Annotated in this window: 14 protein-coding genes; 3 read left to right on the top strand and 11 right to left on the bottom strand. The window is 60.3% G+C overall.

Annotation, left to right across the window (positions count from 1 at the left end; genetic code table 11):
• The first annotated feature begins 37 nt into the window (after positions 1-37).
• Positions 38-1,240, top strand: a complete 1,203-nt coding sequence (locus N5D22_RS00425) for a pyridoxal phosphate-dependent aminotransferase (protein ID WP_279655578.1) — start codon at positions 38-40, stop codon at positions 1,238-1,240.
• Between the two features lie 10 nt (positions 1,241-1,250).
• Positions 1,251-1,556, top strand: coding sequence for an SDR family NAD(P)-dependent oxidoreductase (locus N5D22_RS00420; RefSeq protein ID WP_279655577.1), 306 nt, complete (start codon positions 1,251-1,253; stop codon positions 1,554-1,556).
• 64 nt (positions 1,557-1,620) lie between these two features.
• Here the strand turns inward: N5D22_RS00420 and N5D22_RS00415 are convergent, their stop codons facing one another.
• From N5D22_RS00415 to N5D22_RS00375, 9 genes are all read right to left on the bottom strand, one after another.
• Positions 1,621-2,526: a LysR substrate-binding domain-containing protein gene (locus N5D22_RS00415; RefSeq protein WP_279655576.1), complete on the bottom strand. Its 906-nt coding sequence runs from the start codon at positions 2,524-2,526 to the stop codon at positions 1,621-1,623.
• 135 nt (positions 2,527-2,661) lie between these two features.
• The gene (locus N5D22_RS00410; RefSeq protein ID WP_279655575.1) at positions 2,662-4,164 is read right to left on the bottom strand and encodes a carbohydrate kinase; all 1,503 of its coding nucleotides are present in this window, start codon (positions 4,162-4,164) and stop codon (positions 2,662-2,664) included.
• Positions 4,157-4,999: a class I fructose-bisphosphate aldolase gene (locus N5D22_RS00405; RefSeq protein WP_279655851.1), complete on the bottom strand. Its 843-nt coding sequence runs from the start codon at positions 4,997-4,999 to the stop codon at positions 4,157-4,159. The genes N5D22_RS00410 and N5D22_RS00405 overlap by 8 nt, the downstream gene beginning before the upstream one ends.
• A gap of 2 nt (positions 5,000-5,001) precedes the next feature.
• Positions 5,002-6,726 carry a glycerol-3-phosphate dehydrogenase/oxidase gene (locus tag N5D22_RS00400; protein ID WP_279655574.1) on the bottom strand — a complete coding sequence of 575 codons (1,725 nt, stop codon included), beginning with the start codon at positions 6,724-6,726 and terminating at the stop codon, positions 5,002-5,004.
• Positions 6,727-6,847: 121 nt separating this feature from the next.
• Positions 6,848-7,846: an aldo/keto reductase gene (locus N5D22_RS00395; protein ID WP_279655573.1), complete on the bottom strand. Its 999-nt coding sequence runs from the start codon at positions 7,844-7,846 to the stop codon at positions 6,848-6,850.
• Positions 7,843-8,817, bottom strand: a complete 975-nt coding sequence (locus tag N5D22_RS00390; protein ID WP_279655850.1) for a sugar-binding transcriptional regulator — start codon at positions 8,815-8,817, stop codon at positions 7,843-7,845. Before N5D22_RS00390 ends, N5D22_RS00395 begins: the two co-directional genes overlap by 4 nt.
• A gap of 41 nt (positions 8,818-8,858) precedes the next feature.
• The gene (locus N5D22_RS00385) at positions 8,859-9,860 is read right to left on the bottom strand and encodes an ABC transporter permease (RefSeq protein WP_279655572.1); all 1,002 of its coding nucleotides are present in this window, start codon (positions 9,858-9,860) and stop codon (positions 8,859-8,861) included.
• Between the two features lie 12 nt (positions 9,861-9,872).
• On the bottom strand, positions 9,873-11,393 hold the full coding sequence (locus N5D22_RS00380; protein WP_279655571.1) for a sugar ABC transporter ATP-binding protein: 1,521 nt from the start codon (positions 11,391-11,393) through the stop codon (positions 9,873-9,875).
• Between the two features lie 71 nt (positions 11,394-11,464).
• The gene (locus tag N5D22_RS00375; protein ID WP_279655570.1) at positions 11,465-12,478 is read right to left on the bottom strand and encodes a substrate-binding domain-containing protein; all 1,014 of its coding nucleotides are present in this window, start codon (positions 12,476-12,478) and stop codon (positions 11,465-11,467) included.
• A gap of 372 nt (positions 12,479-12,850) precedes the next feature.
• Between N5D22_RS00375 and N5D22_RS00370 the strand changes: the two genes are divergently transcribed.
• Positions 12,851-13,942, top strand: coding sequence for an acyltransferase (locus N5D22_RS00370; RefSeq protein ID WP_279655569.1), 1,092 nt, complete (start codon positions 12,851-12,853; stop codon positions 13,940-13,942).
• Positions 13,943-13,990: 48 nt separating this feature from the next.
• On the opposite strand, the gene chrA is transcribed toward N5D22_RS00370, so the two are convergent.
• Together chrA and N5D22_RS00360 are read right to left on the bottom strand one after the other, a co-directional pair.
• Positions 13,991-15,391 carry a chromate efflux transporter gene (chrA, locus tag N5D22_RS00365; RefSeq protein ID WP_279655568.1) on the bottom strand — a complete coding sequence of 467 codons (1,401 nt, stop codon included), beginning with the start codon at positions 15,389-15,391 and terminating at the stop codon, positions 13,991-13,993.
• 11 nt (positions 15,392-15,402) lie between these two features.
• Positions 15,403-16,221: a chromate resistance protein ChrB domain-containing protein gene (locus N5D22_RS00360; RefSeq protein WP_279655567.1), complete on the bottom strand. Its 819-nt coding sequence runs from the start codon at positions 16,219-16,221 to the stop codon at positions 15,403-15,405.
• Positions 16,222-16,323 lie beyond the last annotated feature (102 nt).

The raw sequence follows: 16,323 nt of genomic DNA, 5'->3' as shown, positions 1-16,323 counted from the left end.
CGATGCCTGTCTTCACCGTTACAATCGGAAATAATCCATGCCCACTATCGCCCAACGCCTTAACAACGTCACCGTGTCAGCTTCGCTCGCCATGACCCAGAAAGCTCGCGATCTCGCCGCTCAGGGCATCAAGGTCATCAGCCTGTCGTCCGGCGAACCGGATTTCCCGACCCCTGCCCACGCAGTGGAAGCGGCGCATGCCGCGGCCCTTGCCGGCGACACGAAATATCCGCCGGCCGACGGAACGCCTGCGCTGCGGGCCGCGATCCAGCGGAAGTTCAAGCGCGACAATAATCTCGACTACGATCCGAGCCAGATTCTGGTGGCAGGCGGCGGCAAGCAGATCATCTTCAACGCCATTATGGCAACCTGCGACCCGGGCGATGAGGTCGTCATTCCCGCGCCGTCCTGGATCAGCTACGCCGATATCGTGAAGTTCGCGGGCGGCGTGCCAGTGCCGGTGGTTTGCCCGGAGAATAACGGTTTCCGCCTGCGCGCCGAAGATCTCGAAGCCGCCATCACACCGAAAACCAAATGGCTGCTTTTCAACTTCCCCAACAATCCCACGGGCGCCGCCTGCTCCCGCGCGGAAATGAAGGAAATCGCCGAGGTCATGCTGCGGCATCCGCATGTCTGGATCATGACCGACGACATGTATGAGCACCTGATCTATGACGACTTCGAATTCTGCACCATCGCCGAGGTCGAGCCGCGCCTCTATGACCGGGTGCTGACCGTCAACGGCGCATCGAAGGCCTATGCGATGACCGGCTGGCGTCTTGGCTTCTGCGGCGGCCCGAAGGATCTCATCAAGGCCATCAGCAACGTCAATACCCAGAACAGCGGCGGTGTCGCGACCATCGTGCAGGCTGCCGCCGTCGCGGTTCTCGACGGCCCGCAGGATCTGCTGAAGGAGCGCGCCGATATCTACAAGATGCGCCGCGACTTCGTGCTCGGCAAGCTGGCCGAGATCGACGGCATCCGCTGCCACAAGCCCGAAGGCGCTTTCTACATCTTCCCGAACATTGCCGCGCTGATCGGCAAGACGACGAAAGGCGGCACGAAGATCGAGAACGATACCGATTTTGTCATGGCGCTTCTCGCCGAACATCACGTTGCGACAGTGCAGGGCGCGGCCTATGGCCTCAGCCCTTTCTTCCGGCTTTCTTATGCCACCAGCATGGAAAACCTTGCCGAAGGCTGCGCCCGCATCGCCGAATTCTGCAATGGAATGAAATAGGGAGAACAGCATGTTGGGAGGAAGTGGCCGTGTCATCATGGTTTCCGGCGCATCGCGGGGTCTTGGCCTTGCGATCGCCAGAAGGCTTCACGAAGCCAGTTTCACTGTCGCGGCGGGGGCGAGAAATCCGGCCGCCACCGCCCTCTGCCCCGGCTATATCGCAACCGATATGACCGTTGGCGAAACGGAAGTCAGCCGCGAGGACATGACCCAGCCGGACGATCTCGCCGAAATGGTCGAAACCCTGCTTCGCCTGCCGAACAACCTTTCGGTGGCCGAATTGCTGGTGAACTGCCGCAAGGAAGCAATGCTTTGATCTTTTCCACACACGGCACCGGGAAACGGTGCTGCACGTGGCTTTAGAACCGGCCTGACCCTTTTTATTTCAGGGTCTCCGCCAGTTGCAGCAATATCTCCTTCACGGCAAGCGCCGGCTCGGAGAGCGGCGTATTGTCCGATACGCAGAAGGACAACGTTTCCTCGATCATCGGGCTGGCGATCTGCCTGACGACGATTTCCTCATTGGATTCCGCCACGATACGGTCGGCGATGGCCTTGGGTGTGATGGTCGCGCCAAGCCCGGCGTCCACGCCGCGCGCGATCGTCCTTACCGATTCCAGCTCCGCCATGACGATCAGATCCTTGCGGCTGCGGGTAAAGGCGAGATTGATGGCGCGGCGCACGAAATTATAGGTCGGCGGCAGAAGGAAGGGCAAAAAAGCCAGATCGGCGACCGTGATCGGCGCATCGCCCGGTTCCACACCGAAGCTGCGATGCACGACCAGCACGAATTCCTCACGCAACAGCGGCCTGAACTTGACACCCCGGATCGGCCCGACGCCGTGGATCAAACCCATTTCCAGACGGCCGTTCATGATCATCTGGCTATAGGGCTGGCTGACGCTTTCCGTGATGTGCAGCAGAATGCCGGGATGAAGCCGCTTGGTTTCCTCCATCAGATGCAGCGATAGCGTGGCGGCACTGCTGAAGGGCGCAAGGCCCACCGACACCTTGCCGGAAAGCACAGCGCCCGCTTCCAGCGCTTCCGCCTGCGCCTGCTCCATCTGCCGCAAAATGACCTGCGCATGCCTGTAGACGACCTTGCCGGCATCGGTCATGACAACGCCCTGCTGGCTTCGGGTCAAAAGTTTCTGGCGAAAATGCTCCTCGATGCTTGCCAGCTGCTGGCTGAGCGCCGGCTGGGCGATATGCAGCACATCGGCCGCTCTGGTGATACTCCCCATATCGACAATCGTGATAAACGATTTCAGGCGCCTGATATCCATCTGCTGTTGATCATCCCATTGCTGCTTGCAGGAATAAGATGCTCAATTTGCAGACAAAGTCCATCTTCCATTTCCCGCCCGAACCTGCCCCCGTGGCGCAGCTGATGCGCGCCACGGGGCCTTCAGGCGGAGCGACTATCGCTCCTGCAAACGCAGGTCGCTCCAGAAGCCGCGCAGCTGTTCGGTCAGCTGCGTATAAAGGCCATAGCGCCGCCGGTAATGCGTGATCTGGCCGGCATCCGGCTGGTATGCATTGGCAACACGCGTCATCGCCGCGACCGCCTCTTCATAGTCGGGATAAAGACGGATCGCCACGGCCGCACCGATTGCCGCACCGAGCGCACCGGTCTCGCGGGCCTCCGCGACGCGCAGGGGAATTTCCAGAACATCCGCCATGATCTGCGGCCAATGCTGGCTGCGGGAACCACCGCCGGACATGACGGCGCTTTCGACCGGCAACCCCGCCTCGCGCAGGACGGCGATATGGCGGCGGTGCTCGAAACAGACGCCCTCGAACAGCGCGCGCAGCATATGGCCTTCGCCATGCCAGCCGGCGAGGCCGTAAAACCCGCCGCGGAATTCCGCACCCAGCCTTGAGCCGAAGATAAAGGGATGAAAGAACGGATCGTCCGCCCGCGGCGTGACGGAACCGACCAGCTCGTTGCAGCGCTCGAAGGCATGGTCGCCATGGTCGGCACGGACACGATGCACGTACCATTCCAGATTGGCGGCGGATGTGGCGCTGGATTCAATGTTGACATAGCGGTCACGGCCGAAGGTCGTGACCATGAAGACATCCGGACTGATGACCGGCCTGTCCGCAAAAACCTGATTGATGCTCCAGGTGCCGGCGATGATGGACGCTTCCCCGGCATTGATGACGCCCGATCCCATGGCGCTGGAAACGACATCGAAGAAACCGCCAATGACCGGCGTGCCTTCGGAAAGCCCTGTCAGGCGGGCGGCCTCGCGCGTTACATGGCCGACTATATCCGCCGATTCCACACAACGGGGGAAGAACGCGAACGCATCCTCAAGACCGTAAAGCGACAGAAGTTCACGGTCGAGCACCGCTTCCGGCAAGGCAAGCAGCCCCGCGCCGCTAAGGTCGGAAATATCATTGGCAAGGCAACCCGTCAGGCGGAAATTGACGAAATCCTTGCAGAACAGAACCGTACCGGTCCGCGCATAGAGGTCGGGCGCGTGCCGTTTCACCCAGGCCAGAAGGCTGGGCGTCTGCGCCGGCCATGGCCGCTGCAGGCAGCGTGCCTGCAATAAGGACCCGCTCTTCCGGTCGAGCTCGGCCGCCATATCCGCGGCACGGCTGTCGAGCGACTGGATGCCGATGAGCGGTTGCTGTTCCTTGTCCAGCAGGTAAAGGCCGTTGCCGTGACCGGCGCAACCCACCGCCACGATGCTGCGGGGATCGACCGACGATTTCACCAGCAACTGGCGGATCGCTTCGCAGCCGTTCCGCCACAATTCCTCGAGGTCCCGCTCGACGTAGCCTGGTTGAGGGAATGTCGAATGTCCGTCGATGGCATGCTGCGCGATCTGCCGGCCCATCATGTCGAAAAGCACGGCCTTGATGACCGTGTTGCCGACATCCAGGCCCAATATGTGATTTCTCTCAGCCACGATTATAGATGTCCCATGCTTCTTCGCCGCTCGCGCCCTGATGGATGATGGCCATCAGGGCCGTCACGACGGCCTTGGGATTGTCATGCTGATAGATATTGCGTCCGTAGACCATCCCGTTCGCACCCTCGGCCATCAAGGCCGCCGATTTTGTCAGCACATTGCGCAAATCCTCTCGCCCTCCGCCCCGCACCAGCACCGGGCAGCGCGCCGCCTCGATCACCCTGTGAAAATCCGCGGGATTGCTGGTGGGATCGGCCTTGATGATATCGGCTCCCATTTCCGAGGCAAGGCGAACAAGCGTCACGATCTTTTCAGCGTCACCATCCACCTGATAGCCGCCGCGCACATCATTGGGCAGCATCACCAGCGGTTCGATCATCAGCGGCATGCCGAACCGATGGCAATCGGCCCGCACCCTGCTGATGTTCTCGACGCATTGGCGAAACAGGTCCGGCTCGTCCGGCAGCATGAACAGGTTCACGACGACGCAGGCGGCATCCATCTCCAGCGCGCCGATAATGGGGTCATGGTAGTTCTGGAGCTGCGACCACATGGTTCTGTGGCGCGTGGAATTATAGGGATTGCCCATGTCGATGCGCATGACGAGGGCCGGCTTGTCACGCTCCGGCCTTTGTTGCAGCAGATCCGCCTGCCCATAAGCCATCTGTATGGCGTCGGGACCGGCCTCCGCCAGCCTGTCGACGGTCTTCGCCATATCCTCCAGCCCGACGAGGAAACTCGGCTCGTTGCAAACCCCGTGATCGATGGCCACGTCGAGGCAGCCGCCATTGCGGAACAGCCGGTTCATGCGCGCCTTTTTCGAAATCCGCATCATCATGCATTCTCCTTGCATCTGTGTTGAAGCATTGCCGGCGTGACCCCGTAAAAGGTCTCCAGCTCATGGATAAGCCGCTGCCCTTCCGCCGCCGCCCGGGCGGGGGACCATGCCAGCTCCCGTGCCGCGACATCGAGAATGGCGTCGATCAGATCGGCATCGATGACGCCGGTGATGGCGAGCGTCGTGCGCCGCAGGACGATATCCGTCAGGTGCCGGACATGTTCGGCGCGTATCAGCCAGATCACCTCGGCGGCCGTTATCGGCACGTTTTCTGAAAGCGGCGTGTCATCCGCGCGTGCGCGACAAAAACCCATCAATTCGAGGGCGCGGGAGCCGTAAGCCAAGGCCAGATGCTCCGACCGGCGCCGGTCGATTGAAAATTGCTGCGACAGCAGGGAGGCCAGGCGGCCGGCACCCGTGGGAAAATCCCTGCCGCCGCCAATCGGACGATCCATGGTGCCGGTCAGCCGCCTGCGTCCCAGAAACGCCAGAACCTCGTCACTCACCTGTTCGCCGAAGGCCCTGAAGGTCGTCCATTTGCCGCCGATCATGCAAAGTTGCGGCGGATCGCCGTCGACGCGGTGAATGAAATGGCTGCGGGAAATTCTTCCGGTAAAGGCGGCATCGCTGCGCGGCAGCGGCCGAATGCCGCTGAAACTGAAGACGATGTCCGAGTGATCGATGACAATGTCGGGAAAGACCTGCCTGACCGCTTCGAGAATATAGTCCCGCTCCTCCTGCTCGCACCGAACCCGTTCGGGACGATCCACCTTGATGTCGGTCGAGCCCGCAAGAACCCGGCCGAGATAGGGGAACAGGATGCAGACGCGGTTATCCGCATTCTCAAAGAAGATCATATGGCCGTTCAGCGCTTTCAGGAGCGCCGCGTTGGCGATGATGAGATGCGATCCCTTGGTGCCCGAAACGGTCGGCTTCTGCTTTTCGCCAGCCGGGGCGGCGGCAAGTGCGCCAATCGTCTCGTCGATCCAGGCCCCGGTGGCGTTGACGATGATCCGTGGCCGGATCGGCAGGGTTTCTTCCCTTTCCTCCACACGCAGAAAATAACCCTCCCCGGTGCGGATGGCCTCCGCATAGTTCATGGCAATGCTCTGCGGCGCATCGGCCGAGGTATCGATCAGGAGTTCCAGGGCAAGCCTCTCCGGCTGGCTTATCCAGGCATCATAATAGGTGGCCGAATATCGGATCGCCGGTGTCAGGCCCGGCCAGCGTTGCAATGTCTTGCCGGCGCTGCGAAATTCGTGGCGCGGCAGGATACGGTTCTTACGGGTAACGAAGTCATAGAGCGTGAGGCCCGCCTTGATGGCCAGCGCGCCCCGGCTTGCGGGTTTGCCGCCGGACCCGAAAAACGTGGCGGCCGCATTGAACAGGCCGCTGAACATGGAAAAAATCGGGATCGTCGTCGGCAGCGGATGCACCATATGCGGCGCGAGCGTCAGCAGCGCATCGCGCTCCCGCAAGGATTCCGCCACAAGCCCGAATTCACCATTTTCGAGATAACGCAGGCCGCCATGGATCATGCGCGAAGGGGCGGCGCTGCAGCCGGAGGAAAAATCATTGCGCTCGACCAGCAGCACGCGCAACCCCTGCAAGGCGAGGTCGCGATAGGCTGCGATGCCATTGATGCCGCCGCCGATGACGATGGCGTCAAAATCACCGTCTTGCCGGATGCGGCGGAGAGCGTCCTCGCGAGAACTGGGCATAGGAATACCGTTCGCTGGCTAACCACCAGCGTCCCAATGTTGTTGACCGTTTAATGCGACGTGAGAGACGGGGGGCGAAAATTATGTGTTATTCGCCTGAAATCCCGCCCCCGTTTTTATTTCAGCTATCAAGCCCCACGAGATGATCGACGATGCCCGCGCTGATGAGAGCCAGTTCGCTGTCCGCAAGACGCAGGCGGGCGGCAGCAGCGTTTTCCACCGCCTGGGCCGGGTCACGCGCGCCGCACAACGAGAATGTTATGCCCGGCTGGGCAATCGTCCAGGCAATGACCACCTGCGCAACCGAGGCATGATGTGCGGCCGCCACCGGTTCCAGCACGCCCATCAACCGCGCGATCTTCTGACGGTTCGCCTGACTGAAGCGCGGGTTGCCCTGGCGCTGGTCGTCTTCGGCAAATATCCGATCAGGTCCGACCTTGCCCGACAGGAGACCGAGCGCAAGCGACGAATAGCTGAGGACCGACACGGCATTCGTGCGGCAAAGCGGCAGAAGCGTCGTCTCGATATCCCGCTTCACCATGGAATATTCTTCCTGGATGGCATCGAGAACGCCGGTGGCGATATAGGCCTCGAGATCGCCGGGCGAGACGTTGCTCGCGCCGATCGAGCGGATCTTCCCCTCCTGCTTCAGGCGCACCAGGGTCTCCACCGTTTCGGCAATCGGCGTCGTGGCGTCCTGCCAATGGGTGATGTAATGATCGATATAATCGGTTCCGAGCCGCCTCAGGCTTTCTTCGACCTCGTACCGGATCGAAGCGGCGCCGAGATAACGGTGCACGGGTTTGCCATTCTGATGGAAGAAATAGGCCCCCTCGTTCACATGCCAGACCAGCCCGCATTTGGTGGCCAGCACCACCTTGTCGCGCCTGCCGGCGATGGCCTTGCCGACGATGGTTTCCGCAAGCCCCATGCCATAGGCGGGCGCGGTATCGATCAGGGAAATGCCGGCATCGATGGAGGCCTGGATGGCGGCGATGGATTGGCGCTCATCCGTGCCGCCCCACATCCAGCCGCCGATGGCCCAGGTGCCGAGCCCCACGGCGGATGCGCTGATGCCGTTGCCGCCGATCGTCCGGGTCAATATTGCGTTCTCCGTCACGACGTTTCCCTTCCTTCATGATCCAGTAAATAGCCGGCAATAGCCTCGTCCACGACGAGCGAGGTCAGATAACGGCCGGCAAGCGTGGCCGCCACCGGCCCGGCCTTGATGGCGCCTGCCGCAACGCCGATGATGTTCGGGCACCGGGCGAGCTGCCCGGGGTCCAGCGCCACCACGCGCGAATTGAGATCGATGCGCGCCAGCTGCCCGTCCGCCATGGTGAGATGAGCGAGAAATTCGCCGGCGATGCCGGCATCCACCAGCGCCTGCCCGCCACGGGCCGCATCCGGCAGAAGATCGTAATAACCGGAGCCCGGCGCTTCCACCGAACCGATGCCGACCAGCGCCACCTGCGCCTGCCGCGCTAAGTCGAACACCTCGCGGATCGAGGCGACATTCATCAGGAGATCGCGCTGCTCCTCATCTTCGGCAAACAGCGGCGCATGAACGAGCGAGGCGCTGCCGCCGAGCTTTTCCGCAAGCTGGGTGGCGAGGTGGTTGACATCCGTATAATGCTTGCCCTGTACGCCGCCGGTCAGAGGCACCACCCGCACATCGAAGCGACGCTCCGCCTGCAGGTTGTCGACCACCGCGCTCACCGCCTTGCCGCCGGTAATGGCGATCACGTCGCCGTCACGGATTGTCTCCAGCAAGTGGTTGGCGGCCACCCGACCGACCATTTGCAAGGCGGTTTCCGGATTGTCTGATACCGTCGGCGTCACCACCGACTGCCTGAGGCCGAAACGGCGGCTGATCTCGTTTTCGAGGTCCACAAGCCTTTGATAGGGACTGGCGATGGTGATCTTCACCATGCCCGCCTTGCGGCCCGCCGCAATCATGCGGTTTACCTTGGTATGGGAAAGATTGAGCCGCTCGGCGATTTCCGACTGCTTCACACCCTCGATGAAATGCAGCACCAGGACGGAATACATCTGCCTCTGTTGATCGAAATCGTCCCTGATATCCAGCATGATCGTCTTTCTCCCGTTATCCATGGGCCGCTCTGCAGCGCTTAGCGGCGACGCCTGACCAGATAGTGGTCGAACAGGACCGCGGTCAGCAAGATGCTGCCCCTGATGATGTCCTGCCAGTAGACAGAGACATTGAGCAAGGCAAGCGAACTGGAAACGACCGAAAGAAGGATCGCGCCAAGGATCGCACCCAGAATGGTGCCCGAGCCGCCGGAAAGGCTGGCGCCGCCAATCACCGCCGCCGCGATGACGTTGAGTTCCATGCCGATACCGAAGCTTGGCTGGGCGGACCCGAAACGGGCCATATAGATAACGCCTGCGACGCCGGCCAGCATCGAGCATAAGGTGGTGGTGGCGAAGACCACCCGGCCGACACGAATGCCGGAATAGGCCGCGGCCTTGGGATTGCTGCCGGTATAGAACACCTTGCGAAAGGCGGTCGTGCGGCGCAGCAGCAGGTCGAAGGAAACGACCACCACGGCGAAGATGATCAGCACCAGCGGAATGCCGACAAGCGAGCCCTGGCCGATGAACTTGAATTCCGGCGGCAGCGAGTAGAGGCCGAGCGGCCGCCCGCCCGTCGCCAGCAGGCAAACGCCGCGCGCAATCACCATGACGCCCAGCGACACGATGAAATGATGCAGGCCGATCACCGTCGTGAGGAACCCCATGGCCATGCCGACCAATGTGGTGAGGCAGATTGCGAGCCCCGCCGCCACCCATGGGTCGACGCCGTTGAGGAAGAGCCAGCCGGCCGCAACCATCGCAAGCGCCGTGACGGAACCGACCGAAAGATCGATGCCGCCCGAGATCAGCAGAATCGTCATGCCCACCACGACGATGCTTTCGATGGCAAAGACCATGGCCATGGCCCGCAGATTGTCCACCGTCAGAAAATACGGAGAGATGAAGGACATCACTGCAAAAAGCGCGAGGATGATGACGATCAGCCCGGTTTCCCGCGCCTTGAGCGCCGGCTCCCACCAGGCGGTGCGGCGAACCGCCGTCCCGGCAAGGCTTGAAGGTGTTTCCGATGTTGCCATTTTCCCGCTCCCTCAGGCCCCGGCCGGGCTCTGCATTATATTGATCGATGCCAGCTGCATGATCTTTTCCTCCGTCATGTCGTCGCCTTCAACCTCGCCTGTAATGCGCCCCTCGCGCACCACCAGCACCCGGTCGCTGACACCGATGAGTTCCGGCAGTTCCGAGGATATGACGACGACGCCAACCCCCTCGCGCGCCAGTTCCCGGATCTGGCGGTGGATTTCCGCCTTCGCGCCCACATCCACCCCGCGTGTCGGCTCATCCAGAAAGATGACCTCGGGCTCCACCGACAGCATCTTGGCCAGCGCCACCTTCTGCTGGTTGCCGCCGCTCAAGGTCGAGACCGCATCGCCAACGCTGTTCGCCCGCAGTTTCAGCCGGCGTCCCAGTTCATCGGCACGCTGCATCTCCTTGCGCCGCTCGATGAAGCCCATGCCGTTCGATATCCTGCCGATATCGAGCGCGGAGACATTGGCGGCGATGGACATGTTGAGGAACAGCCCATCGCCCTTGCGATCTTCGGAAAGATAGACCAACCCCTCGCGGATGCTGTCGCGGTAGTCCCTGAGCTTCAGCGGCCGGCCGCGCAGCGTAACCTCGCCTTTCGGTTTCCCCTCAAGCCGGCAGACCGCCCGCGCAATCTCGCTTCGTCCCGCCCCGATCAGGCCGGCAAACCCCAGGATTTCACCGCGGCGCAGATCAAAATCGACATCGAAAACACGTTTTCCTTCATTCAGGCCCCGAACGGAGAGAATGACGTCATCAGATTTTTCATCGTCTGAAAGCTTCGGCGGATAGAGCTTGTCGAGCACCCGTCCCACCATGCTGTTGACCACCTCTTCCGGGGAAATCTCGGTGATATTCTCCGTCCTGATATGGCAGCCGTCACGCATCACGGTAATGCGGTCGCAATGTTCGAAAATTTCCGCCATGCGATGCGAGATATAGATGATGGCAATGCCCCGTTCCGCCAGTCGATGCATGATCCTGAAAAGCGTCTGGGCCTCGATTTCGGTCAGGGCCGCAGTCGGTTCGTCGAGGATCAGGATACGGCAATCGAGAGTCAGCGCCTTGGCGATCTCGACGATCTGCTGCTGCGAAATCGACAGGTCACCGGCACGGCGGGCAGGATCGATATCGCCGATCTCCCGCAGCACGGCCGCCGCCCGTTTTTCCAGGTCGTGATAATTCATGAACCAGGAGCGGCTTTGACCAGTCTCGGACATATACATGTTTTCGGCGACCGAAATCTCCGGGCAGAGCGCGATCTCCTGATGCACGAAACCAATACCAAGCCGGTTCGCCGCATTGGGCGAGGATATCTTGACCGGTTTGCCATCCAGCAGGATTTCCCCACCATCCGGCTGCAGAATGCCGTCGATAATATGCATCAGCGTCGACTTGCCGGCGCCGTTTTCACCCGCCAGCGCGTGGATTTCGCCGCGCCGCAGCTCGAGTGCCGCATTACGCAGCGCCCTGACGGGGCCGAACGCCTTGTGAATATTCGTCATGCTGAGGATGACCTCACCCATAACGCCCCTCCCGAACCTGCTTTCCCAAGTGGCCGGCGAGGCGTGAACCTCGCCGGTTTCAGAGCGGCGCGTCAGCGCCCCTTCATATAGTCGTTGAGATCGAAGGAAGCGGCGTTCGCCTTGGTGATCACGGCAAAACCATTGTCCATCGACGGAATCTGCATCGGGTTGAAGCCGGAGACCTTATAGTCGTTGAACGGGTCGATCAGGTCCGAATGGGCGCCCAGAAAAGTGTTCATGAAACCCATGAAACCCTGAACGCCCTGATTGGGATTGACGGACATGTAGATATTGCCCTGCTTGATATGTTCCAGCGTCGCAGGCGTAATATCCGCATGCAGGATCAGGACCTTTTTCTTCGCCTCGAGAACCGCAGCCGTCGCGCCTTCGGCAGAACCAGCCTCAGGAATCCACAGAGCACCAAGATTGGGGTTGGCCTGCAACATGGCCCCGACCGCCTGATAGGCAAGGTTCGAATCCTGGTTGGTCGCCTGACGGCCGACCAGCTTCATCTGCGGATAGGTGCGCCCCATATAGTCGATAAGCGCGGTGACGCGCAGGTCATGGTTGCTCTGTCCCGGATTTTCCAGAACGGCGTATTCGCCTTTTTCGCCGAGTTTCTTGACGATTTCGTCGGCCGCGAATTTCGCCTCGGCGACATTGTCGGAGGTGATGTAGGCGGTGCGTTTCGACTTCGGAGAATCCGCCGCAAAGGTCGTCACGGAAACGCCGGAGGCGATCGCCTTGTTGATGGGTTCGATAAAGGGATCGGCCTGCATCGGATGCAGCAGGATGCCTTTCGGCTTCTTCACCAGTTCCTGCTCGAAAGATGCGATCTGCTTGGTAATGTCATATTCCGGCGTACCGGTGAAGACCGCCTCGCAGCCGAGCGCCTTTGCGGCCTGCTTGAAGCCCTCGAAGACCGGCACCCAATAGGGGTGGCTGGAAACCATGACGTTCATCACATAGGTCTCACCCGGCTCGCAGGCGAATTTGCCCGCAGCGGCAGCCGGCGACGTTGCAGCAGCGCTCATCGCCACAGCCAAGACACCCGCGGCAGCGGTCGATTTCAGAAAAGCCAACATATTCCCCTCCCAAGGACAATGACTTAGTCCGCAATAAATTTTATACGATGTAATTTATTGCATGAAACATGAGATAACCGGAAACGGACGCCGCGTCAATGCGGTTGAATTTTATTTTATATTGTGAAATTTATTGCAGAGCATGAATGCGACCGAGGCTGAAACCGACACAGCCGGCTCCCGCTTTGTCGATTTTGCGGTGCTTCAGGGGGCAAGTATATCGGATGCTCAAAGATCGCGCGGCATCGGTCTGAACTTGCCGGCCGCAAAACGCCGGAGAAATAAAATTAAGAATAATGATGTAAATGCCTGAGCAGTGATCGAAAAGCCAGGAACACAGATTGATGCAAGTGTTCGCAAAACGGAAATCCGGTGACCTCGGTGCATTTCAGCAAGACGATTAACACACATCGCATTTTTGAGATCGAGTGTTTACGCGGCTTTGCTGCGCTCTACGTCGTTCTCTTTCATGTTCTGCGGCCAGAAATTCAGGCCTATTCCTACGTCCTGTCCATCCCGTTCCGGTTTGGGCAGGAGGCGGTTATTCTTTTCTTCCTGCTATCGGGGTTTTCAATCAACTATTCGTGGTCGAAGCGAGAGGAAAAGAGCTTTCCGATCTTTGCAAAGGACAGGCTGGTCAGGATCATGCCGATTTTCCTGGTCGCGCTCGTTGTTTCCTATCTCTGCGCGGCCATCTCGGTCCGAGAATTGATTGACATGGATCTTGGGGCTTTTCTCGGAAATGCACTCATGCTTCAGGACCGCCCGAGACTGGGCACGATCGTGGAGCCCTACATGGGCAACGAGGCCCTGTGGTCGTTGTCTTACGAGGTCGCATTCTATCTGTTTTATTATGCCTTGATCCGCCTCGCGCCGCCAGACTGGCGAACTTTCGTCGTCGGCATCACCTCGGTCGTATTCTTCCTCGTGATGCTGGTTTATCCCAATCAGTTGAGCCGCTTCCTTGCCTATTTCTGCATCTGGTGGCTGGGCGCGGTCATGAGCGAAGTCTATCTTGGGCGTTTTCAGACAAGGGACTTTTTCCTGGCGCTGTTGCCCGTTTGTCTCGTGGCGCTGTGCCTTGCCATTCTTGCATCCGACGCCACGGCCGGCATCGATGTCGGAAACAGCATATTGTTTCCCTATCTGGAACTGCGGCACTTTGCGGGGGCCGTGGTAATTGCCCTGGTCATGTTCGGATGGTCCGCCCTAGGATGGAAAGGATTCAGGCTGTTTTTCGGGCCGTTTGCTATATTGGCGCCGATCTCTTACGCAATTTACGTCATTCACTTCCCCATCATGACGGATGTGCGCGAAAGCCTGAACCTCGCTCCATGGATCGCGATCCCCATGACGGGAGCAGTAACATTCATCCTCGCATATTTTCTCGAGGGACCGTTCCAGCGGTTCATCAACCGCACGAAAAAAAGGCGCAGGCAGAAAGGCGCTGCAAACGCCATCTGAAAATGCAGCGAAGGACCGGGCTGATTTGCAGCCCTGCCGCCGGGGATTTCAGAACCAGGCCCCGGGCAGCTTCAGTAAAAGGCCGGCGATTGCGCAGCCGGCCAAGGTCGGGATCATCCCCGTCTTGAGACGCAGCATGGCGAATATCGCCAGCGCCGAGAGGGCAAACGCCGGCCAGTTTATCGACGTCAACACCGGTATGTCCGGCCCTACGCCGAAGATGTCCAGCGAGCGAACCTCGCGGAACATGACATGGAGCCCGAACCAGAGCGCCAGGTTCACCACCACACCGACAACGGCAGCCGTGATCGCGGACAGGACTGCCGAAACCTTCCTGTTGCCGCGAAGCGCTTCGCTATATGGTCCACCGACAAATATGAAAAGGAACGAGGGAGCGAAGGTTACCCAGGTTGTGAGAGCCGCGCCGAGACATCCTGCGACGACCGGGTCGAACATGCCAGGGTTACGATAGGCAGCAAAGAAGCCGACGAACTGCAGGACCATGATGAGCGGCCCCGGTGTCGTTTCGGCAAGGCCGAGGCCATCCGCCATTTCACCAGGCGCAAGCCAACCGAATGTGTCGGCGGCCGCCTGTGCAACATAGGCGAGAACGGCATAAGCCCCGCCGAATGTCACAACGGCCATGGTCGAGAAAAAGGTGCCGATCTGCGTCCAGACGGCCGTTGGCCCCGCCAGCAGCCACAGCAGGAACACCGGCATGAGCCATAGTGGAAGGCCGAGCATCAAAGAGCGACAGGTTCCGCGAAAAGACGGCCTGGTGTGAGCAAGCAGGCCCCGTTCAAACATCCGGTCGATGATCCCGTCGAAGTCGGGGCCCCCCTTTCCTCCATGGCCCGCGCCGGTGAAGAGCTGGGGTGCGACGTAACTGCCGAGCCAGCCGACAAATCCGGCCGCGAGTATAATGAGCGGAAATGGCACCTGAAGGACGTAGATCCCTATGAAGGCCGCCACGGCGATCCCGATCATGGTGCGGTTTTTCAGCGCGCGTTTACCGATCCGCATGACCGCTTCCACCACCACGGCGAGCACCGCCGCTTTCACACCAAAGAACATGGCGTCAATAAACGGCACGTGGCGATAAAGCGCATAGAGGATGCTGAGGCCCAGCATGACGACAGCACCTGGCAGTACGAACAGGAGGCCTGCGATTAGCCCGCCCCGGGTTCGATGCATCAGCCAGCCGATGTAGGTTGCAAGCTGTTGCGCCTCCGGGCCCGGAAGCAGCATGCAATAGTTGAGCGCATGCAGGAAACGTTGCTCACCGATCCAGCGGCGATCTTCCACCAGTTCCTTATGCATCAACGCGATCTGTCCGGCCGGCCCTCCGAAACTCAGCAGGCCGATTTTGGCCCACACATGGGTGGCCTCGGCGAGTGTGGGCACTTCAGGCTCTACGCCAGGCTGTGCTGCCGTCATGGAAATCGACATCGCAGCCTCCCTCACACCGACTTCGGGTTGGACGGCCAGTTGTGTGTTTCCTCGGTTGCGTCCCGGCACCAGCGGTAGAAGGCGTCGTAAAGAAGCATGCCCGCTTCGAGCTGTTCCAGGTCGTCGCGGTACATGCGGGAAAGGCCGAGCGACGCGGCAAGAAATCCCGACGCCTGTGGCACGAGGTCGAGCCGCGCCGTATCAGCAGCCCGGATGATCGTTGCCAGCCTTTCCAAGGGCCCTGAGACCAGACCAAATTCCTCGATCATCGTATCGAACGTGCATCGGTCACCGCGGTGGCTCCAAAACACATCATCGATATCGAATGGCGTGGCGTCAAAGCGTTCTGAAACGGCCGTCACTTCCGCTGCCGAGACAAACAGGAAAACGGCATGCGGATCGACAAAGCGGCGGATCAGCCAGGGGCAGGCGATACGATCGACCTTGGGACGGGCGCGCGTGACCCAGACGGTGCGCCCAGCCCCGTCGCGTTTCGGCAGGTACTGTGAATTGACGAGCACCCCGTCTGCAGCGCGCCAGCCTTCGAAGCCGCCTTCCAGCGTTTCGGCATTGATCCCTTCATGCCGCAGCCAGGCCGCGACACCCTGTGCCAGTTTCTGGCCCCTCTGGCAGACAACGACGACATTCTGAGAGCTAAATTCCTTCGCCCACGCCGCAACGTCAAGCGCTTGGCGATGGATTGCCCCCGGCAAAAAGCGGGGATCGTCGGCCGTATCTTCAGTGGTGCGAACGTCGATGATGACAGGCGCATTCGGCAAGCCGATCAGGCGGGAAAGCTGCGAGTGGGTAATTTCTGTATTTGACGGCATGAGCGTCCATCCCTTCATGTGTGGGAACTGTGGACGCGATCTTTGGGCTGCCGCCTCACGGGGTCGTCGCGATTAACCCCTTGTCTGGAAAATAGCGCCAAG

Origin of the sequence: Agrobacterium sp. GD03872, assembly GCF_029840625.1 — a bacterium.
Lineage (GTDB): Bacteria > Pseudomonadota > Alphaproteobacteria > Rhizobiales > Rhizobiaceae > Agrobacterium > Agrobacterium fabrum_A.
This window is presented reverse-complemented; position numbering and strand designations above follow the sequence as displayed.